The following is a 20,051-nucleotide window of genomic DNA, read 5'->3' as shown; positions in this document are numbered from 1 at the left end:
AATTATCTTGTAAATAAATAATTTGAACTTTATCCTCTTTTATTCTCCTATAATTATTTTCGAATTTTTATTATTTTTTTACTTTTTATAAAATAGGTATATAATATTATTAAATTGAGCGACATTCATAAAAGAAGTTGCATCAGGAGGTAAAAATGAATAACAAAGAAAAAACAAGACAAATGGTTACTGTGTCTATGTTAGGAGCTATTACTATAGTTTTAGGATTGACTCCTATGGGATATATCCCCCTTGGTTTAATCAATATAACTACCATGCACATACCAGTAATTATAGCAGCAATATTAGAAGGTCCAGTGGTTGGAGGACTAGTTGGACTTATTTTCGGTCTATCTTCACTTGCCAACGCTATGTTAAGACCAGGTCCTATATCTTTTGTATTTTATAATCCTTTAATATCAATCTTTCCAAGAATATTAATAGGTGTTTTTTCAGGACTTACTTTTAGATATTTAAAAAATAAGAAAACTTCAAATATAAGATACGTATCCTTAGGATTATGGATATTACTTACAGTTTTTTTATTTTACTTAGTTTACAGTAACATTAGTAATAAGGCTAATATCTTACAAATAGTTTTATCTATTATTTTTGAAATAATAGCCATGATTATGCTATATTTAACCTTTAAAAATAAAAATTCTAACCTTTCAGTAGCAATAACATCATTTGTTGGCACTATGACCAATACACTTTTTGTAATGGGTTTTATATACCTATTTTATGCAGAAAAATATGTTACTTCCTTAGGAATTTCAACTGATCTAGCAAGAAGTACTATATTTGGAGCAATTATTACAAATGGATTACCTGAAGCTATTATGTCAATAGTTATGGTATCAGCTATAATAAAAGCTTATAAGAAAAAATAAAAAAACCAAAGAGTTACTAAAAGTTACTCTATTTCGATGTATACCCTCTTTACTGTATAAGCAGTAAGGAGGGTATTTTAATAAAATATAGTTATGGGTTCAAAAAATTGGATAAAACTATATAGAAATGTAAACCCTTAAATGAGTCTAGGAAGGGAGCTTTTATAAGATTTTTAGATTAGAGCATAGTTTGAAGAACTTAATATACATGAGATTTTAATGTATGTCAAGAACATTAATTTAAGTTCCAAGTAAAAATTATTAATGACGCCTAATATAATTATAGGCAACTTGATTAAGTCTGTAAGATTGAAAAAGCAAGAATGAAAAATGATAATAGCCATAAGATAAAAAATTTAATTAATCTTAAAGAGAAAAGTTAATAAAACTTAGCTCTTAATTTTCAAGATTAAAGAATGAATTCTATTATAAATCTATATTTTTATGGACTCTCACAAGTAATATATGACTATATATTATTATAATAGAGAAAAAAATCAATCAAAAACAAAATGATAGCTCCTAAATAATGTAGGATAGCGTTCAGTTCTAATAAATTAATATTATTGAATTTTAATTGGTATACTTTAATTTTGTAAATTTTTGGATTTTTATTTTAATGTTTTTTAATAATGTCAAGTCCAATCTCAAGCATTTTTACTGCTGTTTGATAATTGTCTCCAATTAAGTCAAATACTAAGTCTTCAGAATATATACCCTGACTTATATTAGGAGAAATTTCAGTTTGGTTTGACTCTTCTAAATCATCCATATAGGCACTAGATGAGTAGTAATTACTAAGCTTTTCATAATATTTTTGACTTTCTTTGAATTTATCTAAAGCATCATTAAAATCATCAATGATCTTTCTGTGGCTAACTAAAATTTCTTCCATATCCTTTATTTTTTTTATATTCATAATTACAATCTCCTTTTAATCTTACTACAGAAAAACCTAGGCTTTAAAACCTAGGATTATTTTACAGCTTTGATTTATTTATTATATCTTTAAGAATTTCAGCACTTTTTTGCATTCTTTCGTTTTCAGTATCTGTAAGAGGTACTTCAATAACCCATTTCACTCCATCTTTTCCAATAACACTCGGTACACCTATGAAAATATCCTTAAGCCCATATTCCCCATTTAAGTATGATGAAGTTGAAAATACACTATTAGTATCATTTATAATAGCTTCTACTAGTCTTGCTAAAGCCATTCCTATACCATAAAATGTAGCTCCCTTTTTATCTATTATTTCATAAGCTGCATTTTTAACCTTATCAAATGTATTTAATAGGGCTTCTTCATCAGTGTCTGAGTGGTTTTTAACCCATTCATATAAAGGAAGACCACCAACATTTGTGTGGGACCATACTGCAAATTCGCTATCTCCATGCTCTCCCATAATAAAAGCGTCAACACTTCTAGGGTCTATTCCTATAAGAGAAGCTATTTCTTTTTTAAACCTTGATGAATCTAGGGTTGTACCAGTTCCTATAACCTTATTTGCAGGAAAACCTGAATATTTCCATGTTGCATAGGTTAGGACATCTACAGGATTTGATGCTACTAAAAAGATTCCATCAAAACCACTATCTACAATTTGTCCTATCATATCCTTAAAGATTTTAAGGTTTTTTTCTATTAAATCAAGCCTAGTCTCCCCTTGTTTTTGTGGCATACCAGCTGTTATTACAACAACTTCAGCATCCTCACAATCAGAGTAATCAGCCTTATATATTTGTTTTGGATTAGTAAAAGATAAGACATCTGAAAGATCCATCGCATCTCCTTCTGCCTTTTTCTCATTTATATCTATAATTCCCAATTCTCTTCCTATACCGAGAATTGTAGAGGCATAAGCAAATGATGAGCCAACTGCACCATCACCAACTAAAATAACTTTACTATCTTTCATCTTTCCTCCTCTATTTTAATCTATAGTAATTTACTATACTTTAATTTTATTATACTACTTTTAGGAGAAATGATAAATATTATCGCATATCAAATAAATTATTATTGTCCTTTAAGTAAAACAAAAGTTTTATGTAATCTTTTTGATAAGGTACAAATTCTTTTTTATCTATCAAACTAAGAATTTCATCAAGAGTTTTAAATGAAGCATCCTTTACTTCTTCTTTTTGTAAAATCAGACTATCAAGTCCAAGTTTCATATTATTTATTATAAATATATCATCTATTCTAAACTTAGTCTTAACTGAAAGGTTTGGATAATCTTTTGAGAAATCATATTCTATCCCAAGTTCTTCAAAGAGTTCCCTATTTGCTGCGATTTGAGATGTTTCTCCACTTGATACTGCACCTGATATGGTCAAATCCCACATATTCGCCCAAGAACTTTTATTAGAGGTTCTTTGTTGAATTAACATCTTACCCTTTGTATCAAATATACAAACATGGATTATAAGTCTATATAAACCATTTGGAACCCTCTGTCTTCTTTCAATAATATCTCCTGTTTTATTTCTAAAATTATCATATAAATCTACATATTCTATCATATAAACTCCTTCTTATCTATTTTTATACCCTATTAATAATAAAAAGCGGGACTAAAACCCGCTAATCTAAAATATTATTTTCCTCTAAAAATTCTTTTGAGACATCACTTGCTCTTTCTCTTTTTACATCAACTCTATAATTCATCTCCTGCATCTGTTCATTTGTGATTTTATATGAAAGCTTTTCCAAAGATTTAACTAAATCAGGATGTTTTTTTGATGTATCCTCCCTCATAAAGGCTATTGCCTGATAAGGTGGAAAAAGATTTAAATTATCTTCTAGTAAAACTAGGTTGTGTGAAATAATCTCAGAATCTGTCGAATAAATTTCAATTAAATTAACCTCTCCACTTTAAATTGCCTGATATTTTAAAGATGGCTCCATAGTCTTAACATCTAAATTAGGATTATATATAGATTTGAGTCCCCTATTTCCATCAAGTCTGTCATTAAACTCGAGAGAAAATCCTACAACTATTTTGTCTTCAATTTTCCTTAAATCAGAAATTGTTTTTAAACTATACTCATTTGCAAAGTATTTTTTACTGCAAGAGCATAAGTATTTTGAAATTTCATTGGTTTAAGAAAACTTAATCTATCTTGCTTTTTTATCTCATCTCTTGCAAATTTATAAACCTCTTTTTCATAATTTGACAAGAAATCGGATTTTTTTCTAGAAGTGCTGAAGTAATAGTCCCTGTAAATTAAGGATATATATCTATAAAACCTGATTTTAAAGCCTCATATAAGAAACTAGTCTTTCCAAAACTAGGTTTTAGTTCAACATCTAAGTTTGTGTTGTGCTCTATTACTTCTTTGTACATATTTATTAAAATTTCTGGTTCTGAACCAGGCTCTCCTGCAAGTATTAATTTTTCAGATCTACTATTTCCAAAATTAAAAAGAGATAGTAAAAGTATGAATAAAATTGCTAAAAAACTTAAAATAATAGTCTTTAACTTCTTATATTCAAGTAATTTAATTAAAGCATTAATCATAACTGCCAATAGTGAAGATGCTATAGCTCCTATTAAAATTAAAGAAGAATCGTTCCTATCTATGCCCAATAGTATAAAAGAACCCAGACCTCCAGCACCTACAAACACTGCAAGAGTTGCCGTTCCAATCAGCATTACTGATGAAGTTCTTATGCCACCTACAATAGAAGGCATAGCAAGTTCAAACTTCTTTAACTTCTCCCACTTTGTCATCCCAAAGGCTGTAGCTGCTTCATTTAAAATAGGATCTATTGACCTAAGTCCTGTAATAGTAGATTGTAGAATTTGAAAAAGTCCATAAATTACTAAGACAACAATATAAGGAATATTTCCTATACCAAGAATTGGAATAAAAAGCCCCAAGAAGGCTAAAGATGGTATAGTTTGTAATATTTCCTGTTACTTGGAGTGTAAATTCAGGCGTTTTCTTGTTTTTAGCTATGGATATAGCAAAAGGGATTGCTATAATCATAGCTATAAATAAGGCAATAAGGGATATTTGTAAATGCTCAAAAATCGCCTTTATCAAATCTTCTTTTTTCTCTATAAGGACATTAATGAAATTATTCATTTACTTCCCCCTTTTTAAAAAACAACTTAACAAAATTATTTTCAGGATTATTTTTAATCTCTTCAGGAGAACCTATTTGAACAATCTTTCCATCTTTCATTATACATATCCTATCTCTTAGCTTAAGTGCTTCATCCATATCATGAGTTACAAATATAGTTGTTAAGGAAAGCTCCTTATGAATATCTTTAACCAAATCTTGTAATTGATTTCTAGAAATTGGATCAAATGCAGAGAACGGCTCATCCTTTAGAAGTATTTTGGGTTTAATAATAACTGCCTTAAGTATACCCCATCTATTTTTTGTAAAATTCTTTTATACAATCTTCTCCAAACTTTTCTAAATAATTTCTAGTACTTCTTGGTATTAAAATTTACTTTCATATATGAATTTTTAGCCATAATTCCTATCTTAACTGAATCAAATTAAAAAATAATCTTGATATTACATGTTCTTCTTTTGAAATAAACTACATAAGAAGCCATAACTACAAAGACAGCTTTATTAGTTAAAAATTTATAATTATAAGCAATTTGATATAATAAAATATTTTTATTTATGATAGTTAAAAATACCTGCAAGAATTAATCTAGAATATATTTAATCGGACTAAATTCGAGTAAATGTTCTTTCTCTCACAGGCTTATTTAACTTTTTGGCAAAATAAGTTCAAATATCTGTAATGTTTTTTATCCATAATGATATTATTTATAATATATGATTGGTTTTTAATATCAATATTATAAATAAATGTATAAGCGTAAATATAGGAAGAAGTATCATAAAATTTTTATGCTTTGTTTTATGATGAATTAGTCTCATTAAAATATACATACTTAAAGCTCCACCTAAAAAAGCTATTGTTAAAAGCTTGCTTTCCTTAATTCTTTTTCTTTTTATTTTTTTTGAAGCTATTTTATCATAGCAAGTTAAATTTATAGAAAAAAGATTTATTATCAATAGGTAAATTAAAATTCCTAAATTAAACATTTATAAAAGATTTAACTTTCTCATAGTAGAAGTCATCAACTTCAATTCCTTCTTTTAGATTCTTATCTTTTCTTTTTATGCTTCCTTCCCCAGGAAAACGTACAGATGAATTTTCTTCAAGAGTTCTTACAGAGTGAACTTTTTGTTTTATTTTCTCGATTACTTTTTCATTTTCTTGCTCAGTGGAGAAAACTTCTGGATTCATAGCAATAAATATTTGGGAACATCCTGTACAGTTAAAAGCTTTGTCTTCATCCATATCGTAGGTTGACTTTCCGGTTGATAACAATGATGCCATAGCGTCAAGACATAAACTTAGACCTGAGCCTTTCCAATAACCTATTGGAAGAAGTCTTTGAGATTCAATGATTTTATTAGGATCATTAGTTAGATTGCCTTCACTATCAAAGCCACCAGGATATGGAAGATACTCATTTTTTATTTTTGACGAATCAAGTTTACCATATGAATATTGGCTTATAGCCATATCAAGGATTATATTTCCACTTTTTGATGGTATTGCTATACACATTGGGTTATTTCCTATGGATTTTTCATCCGAACCCCATAAAGGCATAAGTGATTCAGTATTAGTAAAGCATAAAGCAATCATCCCTCTTTCTGCTATAAGCTCACCATAAGTTCCAGCTCTCATCCAATGAGTGGAGTTTTTAACGCTAACCATTCCTATTCCATTTTCTATTGCTAGTTCTGCAGCTCTTTTAGAAGCTTTTATAGAATTTATAACTCCAAAACCCAAGTTTGCATCATAATTTTCTATAGCTCCAAATTTTTTAATGAGTTTGAGTTTTCCATTTATATTAATTAAACCATCATTTATAAAATTAATAAGTCTAGGAATCCTATTTAAACCATGTGAATTTACTCCTATTAGTGTTGAATCTGCATGAACTTTAGCCATTATTTCAGCATCTTCTTCTGATACACAATTTTTTAATAGGGCTAATTTTATAGTATTTTTTAAAATATCATATTTAACTTTCATTCTTACTCCTGTAATAATTAATTTTTTTTAAGAATACATTTTCTTTATTAAATGCTAAGGAAAGAAAATAATCTATCAGTACTGGATTAAAAGAAAGTGATAAAAATTCTTTTGAAAATGCCATTGCACCTATCTCACTTGATGATTTTAATTTATTTTTTTTCTTAATGGGACCAAGTTTAAAACTTTCAATATAAATATTATCAGTATATACATACTTATTTTCCTGTTCTATTTTATGAAATATTTCATGAGCAAGCACAATATCCTCTACATTAATATTTAAGCCTAAAGATATAATCTTATCTTCTACCTTTTTAATATTGTTTTTGCATAGATGAATTTGGTTAGGTTTCTCAAAAAAGGCTAACTCATAATAGGAAAAATTTTCACTTCCACAATCTTCAACTACTTTTAGATTAAATCTTTCTAACAGATCTTTAATACTATAACTCTTATATTTATTAGCAAAAGAAAACCCACATTCCATGGATTTTCTTATGATTTCCTTTTTATTTTTAATTTTTCTTGATAAGAAATCTTGATCTAATAAAAATAATGCAAAAGTTTTATCATCTATTAGTAAAATATCTTTTATTATATCCATTATAAATCATTTTTAGCTCCAATTAAGATTACCTCTTCATTTGTATCCCTTACTGATAGTTCTGAATCTATCAACATATTTAACTGTTCTAAACTTGTAAGTCCTTCAAAATCTGCTATTTTTGCACCAATACACAAATAAAGATCTGGGTTTAGCTTAATATCTGATTTAAATACTGATAAATTTTCCCAAATTTTATCTGCAAGAGATCTTATACTTGCACTAGAAGTTTTTAAAGCCTTTGCATCAGCTCGTTGTAGTTTTATAAAACCTTTATTATCAATAGCCCTAAGCTCTGACTTACCATTTACTTCTTTTGTATAAACTCTAAAATAATCATTTTTAGCTTCAAGTTTTATCTCACCCTTAGTATCAGAAAAACTATCTATTACTAATTCTTTTGCCTCATCATCACTTATATGTTTTGATAGTTCTTGAGTTGCGATTTCTGTAGATCCTGTTGCTATAGCACGAACCTTTGAAGTTTGTTGGTCAATTTCAATTTGTATTTCTACAGATTCAGCTGTAGCACCAGATTTTATTACTTGATCTGTTGCCTCATTTCTTAATAATCTTATATCATCATTAGTTGGTTGTGGTATTACCCTTTCCACAACATCTCTTACCATTGCAAGTGCAACCCCTATTGATGAAATTATCTCTGCCTTATCAGCTAATTTATATTTAACATCCATCTTACGGCTAGCATTTGGTAGGAGCACCTTTGCCCCTCCTCCACCTCCTACTATGGTAGTTTGTGATTTTTCAACTTTATACTTATCCATTAGCTCATAAATAACTTCATTAGTTGTATTGGCCGCATCATCAAGAACAGCTTGGGCTGCATCTTTTCCAGACATATTTAAGAATTCCCCTAGAAGATTAAAACATTTTTTTGCACTTTCTACATAACCAAATGAGTAGTCTCCTTCTTCTATAATTCCCAAGGCATTTGCTGCACAAGTAGTTGTTAATGCATAGTCCTTGCCATTATTTGCAGTAATAACTATATAATCTTCTGGATCATTTTTTATTGGAGATATTTGCTTGATTTTTGCACCATCGAATAAATCTGGTTTATTAAAAACAACATATTCAAGATTTGCAATATGGCATGATCTAGGCCCTACTTTTATAATTTTACCATTATTTGCCCTAATCATAGAACCTCCAGCAACTCCTACTGTATGAACGTCCATAGAATTTACCATCGTTCTTTGTCCACCTACAACCGCATAATCTATCATAGGTCTACCATTTTTTATAACTCCAATATCCGTTGTTGTGCCACCTACTTCAAAAAATATACCATTTGAAACCTTAAGATACATCAAAGCACCTACTGTAGATGCGGCAGGGCCTGAAAGCATAGTAAGAACTGGTCTATTTCTCATTTCTTCTATATCCATTACTCCACCATCACCTCTCATTATCATAAGAGGTGCCTTAATGCCAGCAGATTTAACGGCAGATTCAGTTGAATTTGCTGTTTGAATCATTCTAGGAAGAATTGAACCGTTTATAACTGCAGTTCTTGTCCTTCTTGTAAGACCATATAATTTTGAAATTTCAGATGCAGCACATACTTCAATATTCTTTTCTTTGCCAATCTTTTTGATTAAAAGTTCTTCTTCTATATCATCAACACCAAAAGTTTTACTAGCTGCTATAACCCCACATCCTTCACTTATAAGACTATCAATCGCATCTGATATATTTTTTTCATTAAAATTTTTTTTATTGATATATCTAAAAGCAGTAGTTATCTTTCTTTTACCCTCTTCATCAAGATCTATATCTTTAATTTTAGCTTGAATTTTTGATAAAAATCCAACAATTCCACCATCTGATACAGCTATTACTCCAACTTTTGCAACATCACCTTCTACAAGAGCATTTGTAGCTTGAGTAGTTGAGTGTGCAATAAATGTAACCTCATCTGGTGAAATATTATTTTCAGTTAAACATTTTTTAAACGAATCTATTACCCCTTGGCTTACACCAAGTTCATGATCGTGAGTTGTTGGTATAATTCCTACTCCGACTATTTCATATGTTTCATTATCAATGGCTACTGCCTTCGTATTTGTTCCGCCAACATCTATACCTACGCGAATTTTTCTTGACATAATACCTCCTATGATCCAAAAAATACGAAAACTAAGAATAAATTAATGGCTGATATAAGCCATGCCCATACAACTCCAGTTTTCATAAAACTTTTTACACTAACCTTACTGTAATTTAAAGCCCATAAATTCCAAGATTGAGTAGGACAAGCTGCAAGGTTCATTGCTATAGTTGGTACGTACATAAGAGTAAATAAAAATGGTGTAGAATATGATCCAAGTTGTGAAAGTACACCCACAGTTGCAGCACCAGCACCAAATATTGTAAGTGGTCCTCTAAATAATCCCAAAGGGGCAATTACTACAAAAGCAATTGTTAAACCCAAAGTAGTTTTTGGCAATAAATCTCCTAAAATAGGATCGAAGAAAGGTGCTGCTACACCACTTATTTTATTAAACATAGGTAGAATAAATAAGAAACCTAAAAGGCTTGCTACATCTATTACCCCATCATAAAATGTTTGGGATACTACTCTTGAAATATTATTCCAACCACCTTTTAATTTACCACAAACTCCTAAACCAAATACTGAACCTACAATAAAAGCAGGAATAGATGCCCACGAAAATGCTATTGATAAGGTTGTAGGTATAATTGGTGTTATTAATGCTATAGCTGGTACATTATCTAAAGACACATTTTCTTCATTTAAATTAAGATCCCAAGATTTTCTTCTTTTTGTTTTATTTAAAACTTTCATATGAACAAAAAGCATAATTCCAATAATTATAAGTTGAACAGCCATGGCAATAAAAGCCCAATTTAAATATTCACTATTATAAGTCATATCTTCAAAAATTGCTTGCATTTGTGAAAATAAAACAGGATTTAAATACATACCACTTGCAACACTCATCAAATATGAAGTTACTGCTAAATACTTAGGTACACCTAGTGATAATAATATAGGTAAAACAATTACCCCTATAGCAACTACAGCTCCTGCTCCAAATGTTGCTGTGAAAATTATTCCTGTAACAATAGAAAGTAAAAGAGTAACTATAAAAGGATCATCTCCACCAAGCTCTGTTACAGATTTTATAAGTTTTGATGCAATTCCTGTATCAACAAGGATTTTCCCAAACCAAGAACCAAAAATTACATTAACTGCTGTGGCACCCCATGATTCGGGTCCACCTTGTAAAATATCTTTCATTCCATCTTCCCAAGTAAGCTTACCACCTAAGATACAAAAGAATAGCCAAATAACTGCCATAACAAAAAATCCAGTCATTAGGTTTCCTCCTCTTGCCGCATAAATCGCAAGACCTATATAGGAAATAATAAGTGCTATTCCAATAGCAAGTTCCATACTAACCTCCTAATTTTAAAAAATAAAATGTAATCGCTTACATTCATAAGATCTATTATATGAAAACTTTTTACTAAAGTCAATTAAAATATTTTTATTTATAAATTAAATATAAGAATTATTATAAATAAAACTTTATACACCATTAAGTAAATTGAATGATAAGAGCTTAATCAAAATATATAAGATAAATGAAATTATTAATTAGCTACTAATCTTTTACATTAAAAAATCCTAATATAGATTATAATAAAATACAACCATTTATTACCCATATCTATCAAAGCAAAATAGATAATTATATTAGAGTATTATGCAAAGATAGAATTCTTAATTTTAAAATTCGTCAATTATTTTTATTCTCTTTTCCCAAAATTTTATATAAAGATAATAAAAATTTGTCCTTTTCATCAACAAAAATCGCATGACCTGAATCTTTAAACTCTATAAAATTAACTTTTTTTGGAAAATTTTCTATACTTTTATAAGCATTATCAATCGGAATAACCATATCCTTATCCCCATGCATCCAAGTTGTTGGCATGATAATATTATTAATCAAACCAGAACCATTTTTAGTATTATCATATTTAACCATGGCAAGCAAGGCTTCTAGAAAACATTTTTGTTTTATAAAGTCTTCTGCCATTTTTCTTAAATCATTAGGATCAGGATCATTAACATTAAATATAGTTTGACTTAAAAGGTCTTTAAAAAAGTCAATATCCTTATCCTTTATCCCATTTAAAATTGGAATAGTAAAAGATTCATCATGCTTTAAGCTAAAATCTTTTAAAAAGTTTGGAAGCTTTAATTTAAAGTGATCATCTTTTTTTTCTTTCTTATCAGGCATAATAAAACCTTCATTTCCAACAGATGCTATTAAGATAAGATTTTTAACAAAATCTGGGTATAATCCTGCAAAATCCATACAGACTAATCCTCCCAAAGACCAACCTGCAAGACTTATCCTATTAATCTTTAAAGCATTTAAAAAATAATATAAATCAAAAGCCCAATCTTTCATCTCTTTATGTTTAATTTTATATGTTGAGTCTCCATAACCTATCAAATCAGGTGCATAGACATTTATATCTTGATCAAATGATTCTAGCAAATCTTCAAAAAAACTAGATGAAGATTGAAAACCATGTACAAGAATAAGCACATTGTCTCCTTTACCAACATGTCTATAAGCCATTATTTCGCCATTTTCTAATTTAATTTTACTAAATTCAATTTCTTTCATTTTGCACCTTCTATCTCACTCTTATATAATTATACAATTCTATTATATACTAAAAATAATATATTTATATAGATAAGTCTATTAATTTATATCTAATAAAAAATTTTAGAAAAACAGATATTTTTTCATATAGAAAGCAATTAAGAAAAAAACTTATTTAATATAATAAATGTAGTATTCTTACTAATAAAAACCTATAGTTGTTGTATATTAAAAAAATAGATAAAAAGTTATCTATAATGATATATTAAGATTCAATAGATATAAATTTAAGAAAATACATATGTAAAATTTTTAAATAAAATACTAGGCAAAGATTTCTCTCAAATATAAAAACTCGTATAAGCAATCCAATGATTTATACGAGTTTTTTATTTAGACTATAATTAATCCAATAACTTATTATAAAGATTATCAATAAATATTGCTCCTAAAGGTGCTGTTATTAAAATACCTAAGACTGCAATAGACAAAATTACATTTCCAGATGATAGTCCATTTGCCATGGGAATTGAACCAATAGCCGCTTGAACTGTTGCCTTTGGCATATATGATACAATAGTAAATATCTTTTCTTTCTTATTAAGTTTTGCATCTTTTACAGCTATTAAAGTAGCAAAAGATCTAAATAAAAGAGCAATAAATATCATAACTATCCCTAAAAGTCCAATATTTGACAAATATCTTATATCAACTTCTGCACCTACTAGAACAAATAAAAGAATCTCTGCAAAAATCCAAATTTTTCCAAACTTTTCTGAAAGCCTATTAGATACAATTTCCTTTGCTTTAAGCCTATAAAAACTTGCCATAGATATTATTGCCAAAAGTCCAGATATTGGAATTTTTCCCTTCAAAATATTTTCAAAAGATACTAGAAGAAAGGAAATACCCAAAAATATAAGTAACTTAATAGAATTTCTTATTAGATAATCTCTACTATAAAAAAACTCAAATATCCTATCAAGTAAATATCCTATTATACACCCAAGTAATATTCCTAAAATAATAGACACAGGAACATTTAGCAAAGATATGAAATTTGTACCTTCTCCCTTAGCCATAGATAGAAAAATCGAAAATAAAACTAAAACAAATATATCATCACAAGACGAGCCAGCCATAATCATTTGTGGAATAGACTTTCCTACTCCCCTCTTTTCTTCTATTAACTTAACCATCCTAGGTACTACAACAGCAGGAGATACTGCGGCAAGAACTGACCCCATTAAAAGCGAATCAATAGGACTTATATTAAAAAATAATCTTGCAAATAAAAAATAAGCTAGAATTTCAAAGCTTGCAGGTAGAAAAGATAAAAGAATGGCAGATTTTCCCACCCTTTTTAAATCTGATATATCTAAGGAAAATCCTGCTTTTAATAAAATTATTATTAGAGCAATTTGTCTTAAATCTTCTGAAATCAAAAGAATTTTATCGTCTAGTATGTTTAGTCCAAAAGTTCCTAGTATAATACCTGTAAGAAGCATTCCAATAAGAGAGGGAAGCTTTAATTTTTTTAAAATCTCCCCAAGAAAAAGACCTATAAGTATAATGAGGCCTAGTGATAATAACATATATATCCTCCTTTTGGGACAAAAAAACTGATGAATCCTGTCCCTTATATAGACAGAAGTCATCAGCATAATGCGGTTTAAGATTAATCTTAGGGAGAACTTCATTCCCTAAATTTATTATATATAAATTTATAATTTAAGTCAAGAAGTTAAAGTCTATATTTAAGAATATATACTGATAGCTCTTATATAAAATAAGCCCTTATCAAAATAATACTAGCTTTGTTTTTATTTTTACCACTTATAATTATTTTAGAAATATTTATATCTTCACTATCATAATCATTATTTAAATCCTTAACTAATTCTTTATCCTAATATATTCTTTAAACTCATTAAGATCTTTAGCCATAAAAAATGGATTAATACGATATTCTTTTTCTACACTTGTAGGTAAGCTTGGAAGTCCTTTATCAATTTTTTCTTGAGCTTCATTTATAGCATCATCAATAATCTTATCTTTTATAATTTTCTTTGATGATTTTAGACAATCTATGGTATATTCATGAGCAGGATATATTAGAGTATCCATGCTTAGATTTTTAATTTTTTTAACAGAATTAAATGCTCTATCATATTTTTTAGTAAATACCCTGCCACAGCCTGATGAAAAAATAGTATCTCCACAAAATAGGTTATTTTCAGTAAGATATGATATATGCTCTTCAGTGTGCCCATCTGTCTCTATTACCTTAAATTTAAATCCCAAAAGCTCAAACTCGTCCCCATCTTTTACTGTCTTATCGTTTAAATCTTCAGTTTCAATTGGTCCTATTACAATAGAGTTCTTATATTTTTCTTTCAAGCTCGAAACTCCACCAATATGATCCATATGCTTGTGAGTTATTAAAATTCCTACAAGATTTTTACCTTTGATATATTCTAAAACAGGTCTTGTTTCCCCTGGATCTATTATAATAATATCATTAGCTTTTTCTATAGCCCATATATAATTATCTTTTAAAGCTTTTATATATTTAATTTTCATACACAATCCCTTCTTATTAGTAGTTATTATTATTTATACCACAAATTTAATTATTTAATAAAGAAAAAGGTATTTTTATACATTTGGATTTTGTTTTTAAAGTTTTAATATAGCTAATTGTCTTTTTTTCTTCATTTCTAAATTCTAAAAATCACAATCGATATTTAGAATACTTTTATATTAGTACTATAAAGTCTACAAAAATATATTATTAATATAGTAATGTAACAGGTAAGAAATATAACTAGGTCTTATTTTTTATTCATCATTTCCAAGTGCAAAGAATTTTTCTCTTATTCTTCTTCCTGTTTCTGTACCTGCTATTCCACCTATTCCTGTTTCTCTTAACGCTTCCGGAAGTGTTGATCCAACTTCACCAGCAGCCCTACAAACTTCATCAAATGGTACAATAGATGTAATTCCTGCCATGGCCATATCAGCAGAAATAAAAGCATTTACAACACCAGATGCATTTCTAAAAGTACAAGGATACTCTACAAGTCCTGCTATGGGGTCACAAACCAGTCCTAAAACATGAAGAAAAGCAAAACTTGCAGCATGAAAACATACTTCTGGAGATTGGTCATAGAGATAGCATGCGGCTGCTGCTCCCATTGCAGAGCCTGAGCCAGTTTCAGCCTGACAACCACCTTCAGCTCCAGCAAATGATCCATAATAACCAATCATTTTACCTATGCCTATTGCTGTAAGCATTGCTTCTACAATTTTTTCATCTGAAAATCCTTCTCTCTTCTTTAAAGAATATAAAATCGCAGGTAGAATACCTGAAGAACCTGCTGTAGGGCTTGCAACAATCTCACCCATAGCGGCTGATATTTCAAGAGTTGAAAAAGCCATAGCCATAGCTTCTGTTATAAAATCACCTGTAATTGACTTGCCTTCTTTAGAATATGCATTCATTTTTTTTGCAAATCCATCAATCATACCCATGGTGGTCTTAGTTTCATTATTTAGATTGCCTTGAGCTGATCTTTCCATTACCTTAAACATTTTTCTTAATTTATTTAAAATATCATCTTTGTCAATTTGCGATGATTTTAATTCTTCTTCCAATACTAAATCGTGGATGTGAAGTCCTCTTTCCTCACATTCTTTAATTACGTCTTTAGCCTTTCTAAACATTATTTAACCCCTTCTATATAGTTTGCATAGTCATATCTTTTATCATTTATAATTTTATCAATCAAATCTTTTTTAAGCCTTTCATTAAGCTCGACAATCAATGTTACTTCCTCATCTTGTTTAACGGTCTTTATACTTTCTATATTGTAATTATTGGTTGCAAGAAGTTTAGACACTTCATAGATAACACCCTTCTGTTCCCCATATTTAAGTATAATTGTAGGAAATTTTCCGTTATAGGAGATTAATACGTCATTTATTTCAATAATTTCAATATTACCACCACCAATTGATGATCCTGTAACAGATGATGTAGTTCCATCCTTATAATAAAATACAAGCTTGGCTGTATTTGGATGAACAGTACCTAAGTCATCTTTAATAAAGTGAAATTCTAAACCTTCTTTTTTAGCTATTGCAAAAGAATCCCTAAGCCTTTTATCATTTGGTTTAAAACCTAAAACACCAGCCAAAAGTGCCTTATCAGTACCATGACCCTTATAAGTTTTGGCAAAAGAGCCATGTAAATGAAAGTCCACTCTATAGAAGCCTTTTTTCACAATAGATATAGCTACTTGAGCAATTCTTGCAGCTCCTGCAGTATGAGATGACGATGGACCTATCATAACAGGTCCTATTATGTCAAATACTCCATATTCTTTCATATTTTCTCCTTTATTTACTATAATTTAAATATAAATAAAACCTTTTCAAGCTTATCATTTTAATACATCTACAATATTATAATACTCTTATATTTTTATAATTAAATATTGATATATTATTAATTCATACCTTTACTTGACTAATTAAGATAACTTAAAAAGTAAGCACAAAAGTCTTACTTATCATCATTTAAATATAAAAGAAGTCATTGAAATAGAAGCTAAACTTCCAACTTGATTAAAAACTTCTACCTTATCATTATCACTTGCTCCCAATACATAAATAAGAGGATAAAAGTGATCTTTGCTTGGGACTGCATAGGATGAATAAGGGTTTTTATCATAGTTTATGACATTCTCAAAGTTTTTAGATAAGACATTTTCTACTATGAACTTATCAAACTCCCTATTTTCTAAACTTGCATCTTTTTTTTCCCAATCAACATACCTAAGATTGTGGACAATATTTCCACTTCCAAGTATTAGATATCCTTCATCTCTTAAATCTTTTAATTTTTTTCCAATCTTAAATACTTCTCTTTCTCCTATACTAGCATTTACTGATAATTGAACAACAGGAATATCAGCTTCTGGAAACATATGAACTAAAACTGTCCAAGTACCATGATCTATCCCCCATTGTTGATTTAGTTTTATATCATCATTTTTTAAAAGATTAAGAATCTTATCTGTCAATACATGGTCTCCATTTACATGGTATTTGACCTCATATAATTCTTTTGGAAATCCATACATATCATAAATCTGTCTAGGATTATCTTCATTTTGAGTAAAATTCCCTCTTGTAAACCAATGTGCAGATATAGCTAATATTGCCTTAGGCCTTTCATATTCATCTATTATATAATTTCCTATTTTTTTAAAATTCTTTGTTATCTCTGTGTTTTCAAGTGCGATCATAGGTGAGCCATGACCTACAAATAATGTTGGTAATTTCATAAAATCTCCTTTACAAAAATATAGATACCCTAAAATCAAATTATTATATAAATGTTTAAATTATCTATAAATGGATAATAATGTTATAAGAGTTAAAAGGAGTTATTATGTATTTTGAAGATTATAAAATAGGTGATAAATATCTACTAGATGAAGAAATAGTAGACTTTGATGAAATGATTGACTTTGCAAAAAAATATGACCCTAGGCCATTTCACCTTAATAAAAATAGTGCAAAAGAAACCAGATTTAATGATATAATTGCATCAGGTTTTTTTACATTAGCCTTTTCTTGGTCTAAGTGGGTTAAGACAAAAAAAGACGAAGAGGGAATGATTGCAGGTGCTGGATTAAATAATCTTGTATGGTATAATCCTGTTTATGCAAATGATAGACTAAAGTCTATTCTTACAGTTTTAGATAAGAGAAAATCTAAGACAAAGAAGCAAGGTATAGTAAATTTATCTTATCTTACCACAAACCAAAATAATCAGAAAGTTTTATACTTTGAGGCAAATATTTTAGTTAAAAGTAAAACTTCTACAAATAATCAAGATTCTATTTAAAAATCAATATTTTGGTAAGTCATTATATTATTAAAATTCCATCCATATTTTATCTAAGATAAGCTAGATAATTATTATCTTAATAATTATCTAACCTTAACTTAGAAATCTTATCATCAATACTTACTATTTCAAGATTTAACTATCTTAGATTTACTCATTTTATAGTTTTTAAAATGTGCTAAGTTAATAAATTAATCTTTTATAAATTTATTATCTTTATAAAATAGTCTTTGAAAGATTTAATTTTTGACAATATGTCTATTTTCTTCTCCTATCTTGTTAATTTTAAGCAACAAAAAACAGTAAAACTAATCTGATTTACTGTTTCTTGAATAAGCATTTATCAAATTGATATCTGCTTAATTAAATATATTTATTAATATATAATCAATAATCATTTTATTATTTCTATAATTATTATAAATATAATACTTATGTTATTAATTGTAATTAAATTGCAATTTTATTCAACCAACACATTCCTAGCTAGCTTATCATTATTATCTAAATTATTAACATTTGTAAATACATAATAAGCAAGATTTAAATTTATACTTCCAATCAAAAGAAATACCCAATCACCTTCAAGTGGAGAATTCCAAATGAAATGCAAGATAACTGGAGCTATAATAAAACATAAGGCTTTAGGTCTAGAAATTACAGAACTCTTTTTTATAAGAGCTATAAGTCCAACTCCAAAAACTATTGCAAAAGCCATATGACTACCAAGGGCATTAGAAACCCTCTCAAAAGCTATTGTAAATCCACTATTTGTCTCCCCAAAAGTACTTTGAAAAATATATGCCCAATCTTCAAAAACCTGAAATCCAAATCCTGAAATCATTCCAGATATAAAAGCTTCTTTCAATGAAATTCCTTTACACAATAAATATACTAAAAGTACAACTATACCTTTAGCTATCTCTTCTGCAAAAGGAGCAGTTAAAGCAGCTCCCCACTCATCAAGTAATGTCTGTGGTGCTTTTATAAAAAATAAGAACATTGAAATCAAGGAATTTCCTAGACTTCCTAAATATAATGGCAATGTAAATCCAAGTATAAAGCTCAACATAACTACTTTACATGAAACATTTAATTTTTTTACTAAATAGTATATTAAAAATGCAATTGGTATAGCATATAATAAAACTATACTTGATGCAATTAAAAAGCTAGGAAATAAAGCTACATCTTTATCTTTTTCTGAAAACTGAATAAAAAAATCACGAAAACTCACAAATACTAATGCTAAAGTTATCGCGACTAACAAATTACGCCCATATTTACTAATAAATTTTTTCATATATCATCCTCCATATTTAATAATATAATTGAATTATTTTTTAATATAATATAATTTATTTCATAGTAAAAAAATATATTATTTAGAATTATATTATTCATTAAAATAATAAAATTTTCGTGATAATTATATCATTTTTTAGATATTATTTCAACCATCTAAATAAGATTTGTCTTCTAAACCTACATCTTATTTTTGATATTTAAAATGACTAAATTTTTTTAGTGTTGTTTAAAAACATCCTTAATTTTAGAATTTACTAAATTATCAAATAATAATATTCTGCTTTTCTTATTTTTGATTTATTCCTAAAGGAAATTCTTATTCCTTATAAGCAGAATAAAATATATGATAATTATTATTTCCAATATAAATAGTTAAAATAATAATTTACATGTTTTATATAAAACTTCAAAGAAAAATGAACTGACCCCCAAAAGTTAGACCTAGAAACTAACTTAAGGAGGTCAGTTTTTAAATGGCAAAATATAGTACAGAATTCAAAATGAAAGTAGTAAAAGAATATTTAGGATCAAATATCTCATATAAATCTTTATCAGAAA

General features: G+C 28.2%; 20 protein-coding genes, 1 pseudogene and 1 riboswitch. Of the genes and pseudogenes, 2 read left to right on the top strand and 19 right to left on the bottom strand.

The genetic code is table 11. The features are described from left to right. Nucleotides 1-155: 155 nt before the first annotated feature. Nucleotides 156-893, top strand: coding sequence for an ECF transporter S component (locus SOR60_RS03065; RefSeq protein WP_320595160.1), 738 nt, complete (start codon nt 156-158; stop codon nt 891-893). 616 nt (nt 894-1,509) lie between these two features. Here SOR60_RS03065 and SOR60_RS03060 read toward each other — a convergent pair. The 18 genes and pseudogenes from SOR60_RS03060 to SOR60_RS02975 all read right to left on the bottom strand — a co-directional run bounded on the left by SOR60_RS03060 (nt 1,510) and on the right by SOR60_RS02975 (nt 17,616). After that, entirely contained in the window at nt 1,510-1,812 is a 303-nt protein-coding gene (locus SOR60_RS03060; protein WP_154538933.1) for a DUF4298 domain-containing protein, read from the bottom strand. Between the two features lie 61 nt (nt 1,813-1,873). Next, nucleotides 1,874-2,812, bottom strand: a complete 939-nt coding sequence (locus tag SOR60_RS03055) for an L-lactate dehydrogenase (protein ID WP_154538934.1) — start codon at nt 2,810-2,812, stop codon at nt 1,874-1,876. Nucleotides 2,813-2,891: 79 nt separating this feature from the next. After that, entirely contained in the window at nt 2,892-3,419 is a 528-nt protein-coding gene (locus SOR60_RS03050) for an NUDIX hydrolase (RefSeq protein WP_154538935.1), read from the bottom strand. A 61-nt stretch (nt 3,420-3,480) separates the two neighbouring features. Further along, nucleotides 3,481-3,909, bottom strand: a pseudogene (locus SOR60_RS03045) (glycine betaine ABC transporter substrate-binding protein). Between the two features lie 214 nt (nt 3,910-4,123). Further along, complete coding sequence (locus SOR60_RS03040) at nt 4,124-4,780, bottom strand: ABC transporter permease/substrate-binding protein (RefSeq protein WP_229771188.1); 657 nt, start codon at nt 4,778-4,780, stop codon at nt 4,124-4,126. Beyond that, the gene (locus tag SOR60_RS03035) at nt 4,674-4,988 is read right to left on the bottom strand and encodes a hypothetical protein (RefSeq protein ID WP_229771189.1); all 315 of its coding nucleotides are present in this window, start codon (nt 4,986-4,988) and stop codon (nt 4,674-4,676) included. Before SOR60_RS03035 ends, SOR60_RS03040 begins: the two co-directional genes overlap by 107 nt. Further along, entirely contained in the window at nt 4,981-5,184 is a 204-nt protein-coding gene (locus tag SOR60_RS03030; RefSeq protein WP_195837831.1) for a P-loop NTPase family protein, read from the bottom strand. Before SOR60_RS03030 ends, SOR60_RS03035 begins: the two co-directional genes overlap by 8 nt. A gap of 513 nt (nt 5,185-5,697) precedes the next feature. Next, nucleotides 5,698-5,979, bottom strand: a complete 282-nt coding sequence (locus SOR60_RS03025) for a DUF1294 domain-containing protein (RefSeq protein WP_154538936.1) — start codon at nt 5,977-5,979, stop codon at nt 5,698-5,700. Further along, on the bottom strand, nt 5,972-6,985 hold the full coding sequence (yiaK, locus tag SOR60_RS03020; protein WP_154538937.1) for a 3-dehydro-L-gulonate 2-dehydrogenase: 1,014 nt from the start codon (nt 6,983-6,985) through the stop codon (nt 5,972-5,974). The genes SOR60_RS03025 and yiaK overlap by 8 nt, the downstream gene beginning before the upstream one ends. Then, a complete protein-coding gene (locus tag SOR60_RS03015; RefSeq protein ID WP_154538938.1) occupies nt 6,975-7,592 on the bottom strand; it encodes a hypothetical protein in 618 nt (205 codons plus the stop codon). Before SOR60_RS03015 ends, yiaK begins: the two co-directional genes overlap by 11 nt. Further along, on the bottom strand, nt 7,592-9,721 hold the full coding sequence (locus tag SOR60_RS03010) for a hydantoinase/oxoprolinase family protein (RefSeq protein WP_176269246.1): 2,130 nt from the start codon (nt 9,719-9,721) through the stop codon (nt 7,592-7,594). The genes SOR60_RS03015 and SOR60_RS03010 overlap by 1 nt, the downstream gene beginning before the upstream one ends. 8 nt (nt 9,722-9,729) lie before the next feature. Continuing rightward, nucleotides 9,730-11,034 carry a citrate transporter gene (locus SOR60_RS03005; RefSeq protein ID WP_176269245.1) on the bottom strand — a complete coding sequence of 435 codons (1,305 nt, stop codon included), beginning with the start codon at nt 11,032-11,034 and terminating at the stop codon, nt 9,730-9,732. A 346-nt stretch (nt 11,035-11,380) separates the two neighbouring features. Continuing rightward, on the bottom strand, nt 11,381-12,283 hold the full coding sequence (locus SOR60_RS03000) for an alpha/beta fold hydrolase (RefSeq protein ID WP_176269244.1): 903 nt from the start codon (nt 12,281-12,283) through the stop codon (nt 11,381-11,383). A gap of 386 nt (nt 12,284-12,669) precedes the next feature. Then, nucleotides 12,670-13,860 (bottom strand): cation:proton antiporter, encoded by a 1,191-nt coding sequence (locus tag SOR60_RS02995; RefSeq protein ID WP_154538942.1) that lies wholly within the window; start codon nt 13,858-13,860, stop codon nt 12,670-12,672. Between the two features lie 46 nt (nt 13,861-13,906). After that, nucleotides 13,907-13,978: riboswitch (Fluoride riboswitch) on the bottom strand. 183 nt (nt 13,979-14,161) lie between these two features. Then, complete coding sequence (gene gloB, locus SOR60_RS02990; RefSeq protein ID WP_154538943.1) at nt 14,162-14,848, bottom strand: hydroxyacylglutathione hydrolase; 687 nt, start codon at nt 14,846-14,848, stop codon at nt 14,162-14,164. 258 nt (nt 14,849-15,106) lie between these two features. After that, the gene (gene sdaAA / locus SOR60_RS02985; protein WP_154538944.1) at nt 15,107-15,991 is read right to left on the bottom strand and encodes an L-serine ammonia-lyase, iron-sulfur-dependent, subunit alpha; all 885 of its coding nucleotides are present in this window, start codon (nt 15,989-15,991) and stop codon (nt 15,107-15,109) included. Then, nucleotides 15,991-16,656 (bottom strand): L-serine ammonia-lyase, iron-sulfur-dependent subunit beta, encoded by a 666-nt coding sequence (gene sdaAB, locus SOR60_RS02980; protein ID WP_154538945.1) that lies wholly within the window; start codon nt 16,654-16,656, stop codon nt 15,991-15,993. Before sdaAB ends, sdaAA begins: the two co-directional genes overlap by 1 nt. A gap of 186 nt (nt 16,657-16,842) precedes the next feature. Continuing rightward, entirely contained in the window at nt 16,843-17,616 is a 774-nt protein-coding gene (locus SOR60_RS02975; RefSeq protein ID WP_176269240.1) for a DODA-type extradiol aromatic ring-opening family dioxygenase, read from the bottom strand. A 107-nt stretch (nt 17,617-17,723) separates the two neighbouring features. On the opposite strand from SOR60_RS02975, the gene SOR60_RS02970 reads away from it, so the two are divergent. Further along, nucleotides 17,724-18,182 (top strand): MaoC/PaaZ C-terminal domain-containing protein, encoded by a 459-nt coding sequence (locus SOR60_RS02970; protein ID WP_154538946.1) that lies wholly within the window; start codon nt 17,724-17,726, stop codon nt 18,180-18,182. A 466-nt stretch (nt 18,183-18,648) separates the two neighbouring features. Here SOR60_RS02970 and SOR60_RS02965 read toward each other — a convergent pair whose 3' ends face one another. Further along, entirely contained in the window at nt 18,649-19,488 is an 840-nt protein-coding gene (locus SOR60_RS02965) for a PrsW family intramembrane metalloprotease (RefSeq protein ID WP_154538947.1), read from the bottom strand. Nucleotides 19,489-20,051 lie beyond the last annotated feature (563 nt).

It is taken from the genome of Anaerococcus porci, from assembly GCF_034090325.1.
In the GTDB taxonomy this organism is placed as follows: domain Bacteria; phylum Bacillota; class Clostridia; order Tissierellales; family Peptoniphilaceae; genus Anaerococcus; species Anaerococcus porci.
The sequence above is the reverse complement of the archived record's forward strand: the minus strand, read 5'-3'. Positions and strand labels throughout refer to the sequence as shown.

Coding starts and splice junctions, on each gene's coding strand:
- SOR60_RS03050 (WP_154538935.1), bottom strand. CDS start 3,419: ATGATAGAATATGTAGATTTATATGATAATTTTAGAAATAAAACAGGA.
- SOR60_RS02970 (WP_154538946.1), top strand. CDS start 17,724: ATGTATTTTGAAGATTATAAAATAGGTGATAAATATCTACTAGATGAA.
- gloB (WP_154538943.1), bottom strand. CDS start 14,848: ATGAAAATTAAATATATAAAAGCTTTAAAAGATAATTATATATGGGCT.
- SOR60_RS03035 (WP_229771189.1), bottom strand. CDS start 4,988: ATGAATAATTTCATTAATGTCCTTATAGAGAAAAAAGAAGATTTGATA.
- SOR60_RS03065 (WP_320595160.1), top strand. CDS start 156: ATGAATAACAAAGAAAAAACAAGACAAATGGTTACTGTGTCTATGTTA.
- SOR60_RS02975 (WP_176269240.1), bottom strand. CDS start 17,616: ATGAAATTACCAACATTATTTGTAGGTCATGGCTCACCTATGATCGCA.
- SOR60_RS03005 (WP_176269245.1), bottom strand. CDS start 11,034: ATGGAACTTGCTATTGGAATAGCACTTATTATTTCCTATATAGGTCTT.
- SOR60_RS02995 (WP_154538942.1), bottom strand. CDS start 13,860: ATGTTATTATCACTAGGCCTCATTATACTTATAGGTCTTTTTCTTGGG.
- SOR60_RS03000 (WP_176269244.1), bottom strand. CDS start 12,283: ATGAAAGAAATTGAATTTAGTAAAATTAAATTAGAAAATGGCGAAATA.
- SOR60_RS03055 (WP_154538934.1), bottom strand. CDS start 2,812: ATGAAAGATAGTAAAGTTATTTTAGTTGGTGATGGTGCAGTTGGCTCA.
- yiaK (WP_154538937.1), bottom strand. CDS start 6,985: ATGAAAGTTAAATATGATATTTTAAAAAATACTATAAAATTAGCCCTA.
- SOR60_RS03015 (WP_154538938.1), bottom strand. CDS start 7,592: ATGGATATAATAAAAGATATTTTACTAATAGATGATAAAACTTTTGCA.
- SOR60_RS03060 (WP_154538933.1), bottom strand. CDS start 1,812: ATGAATATAAAAAAAATAAAGGATATGGAAGAAATTTTAGTTAGCCAC.
- SOR60_RS03025 (WP_154538936.1), bottom strand. CDS start 5,979: ATGTTTAATTTAGGAATTTTAATTTACCTATTGATAATAAATCTTTTT.
- SOR60_RS02965 (WP_154538947.1), bottom strand. CDS start 19,488: ATGAAAAAATTTATTAGTAAATATGGGCGTAATTTGTTAGTCGCGATA.
- SOR60_RS03010 (WP_176269246.1), bottom strand. CDS start 9,721: ATGTCAAGAAAAATTCGCGTAGGTATAGATGTTGGCGGAACAAATACG.
- sdaAA (WP_154538944.1), bottom strand. CDS start 15,991: ATGTTTAGAAAGGCTAAAGACGTAATTAAAGAATGTGAGGAAAGAGGA.
- sdaAB (WP_154538945.1), bottom strand. CDS start 16,656: ATGAAAGAATATGGAGTATTTGACATAATAGGACCTGTTATGATAGGT.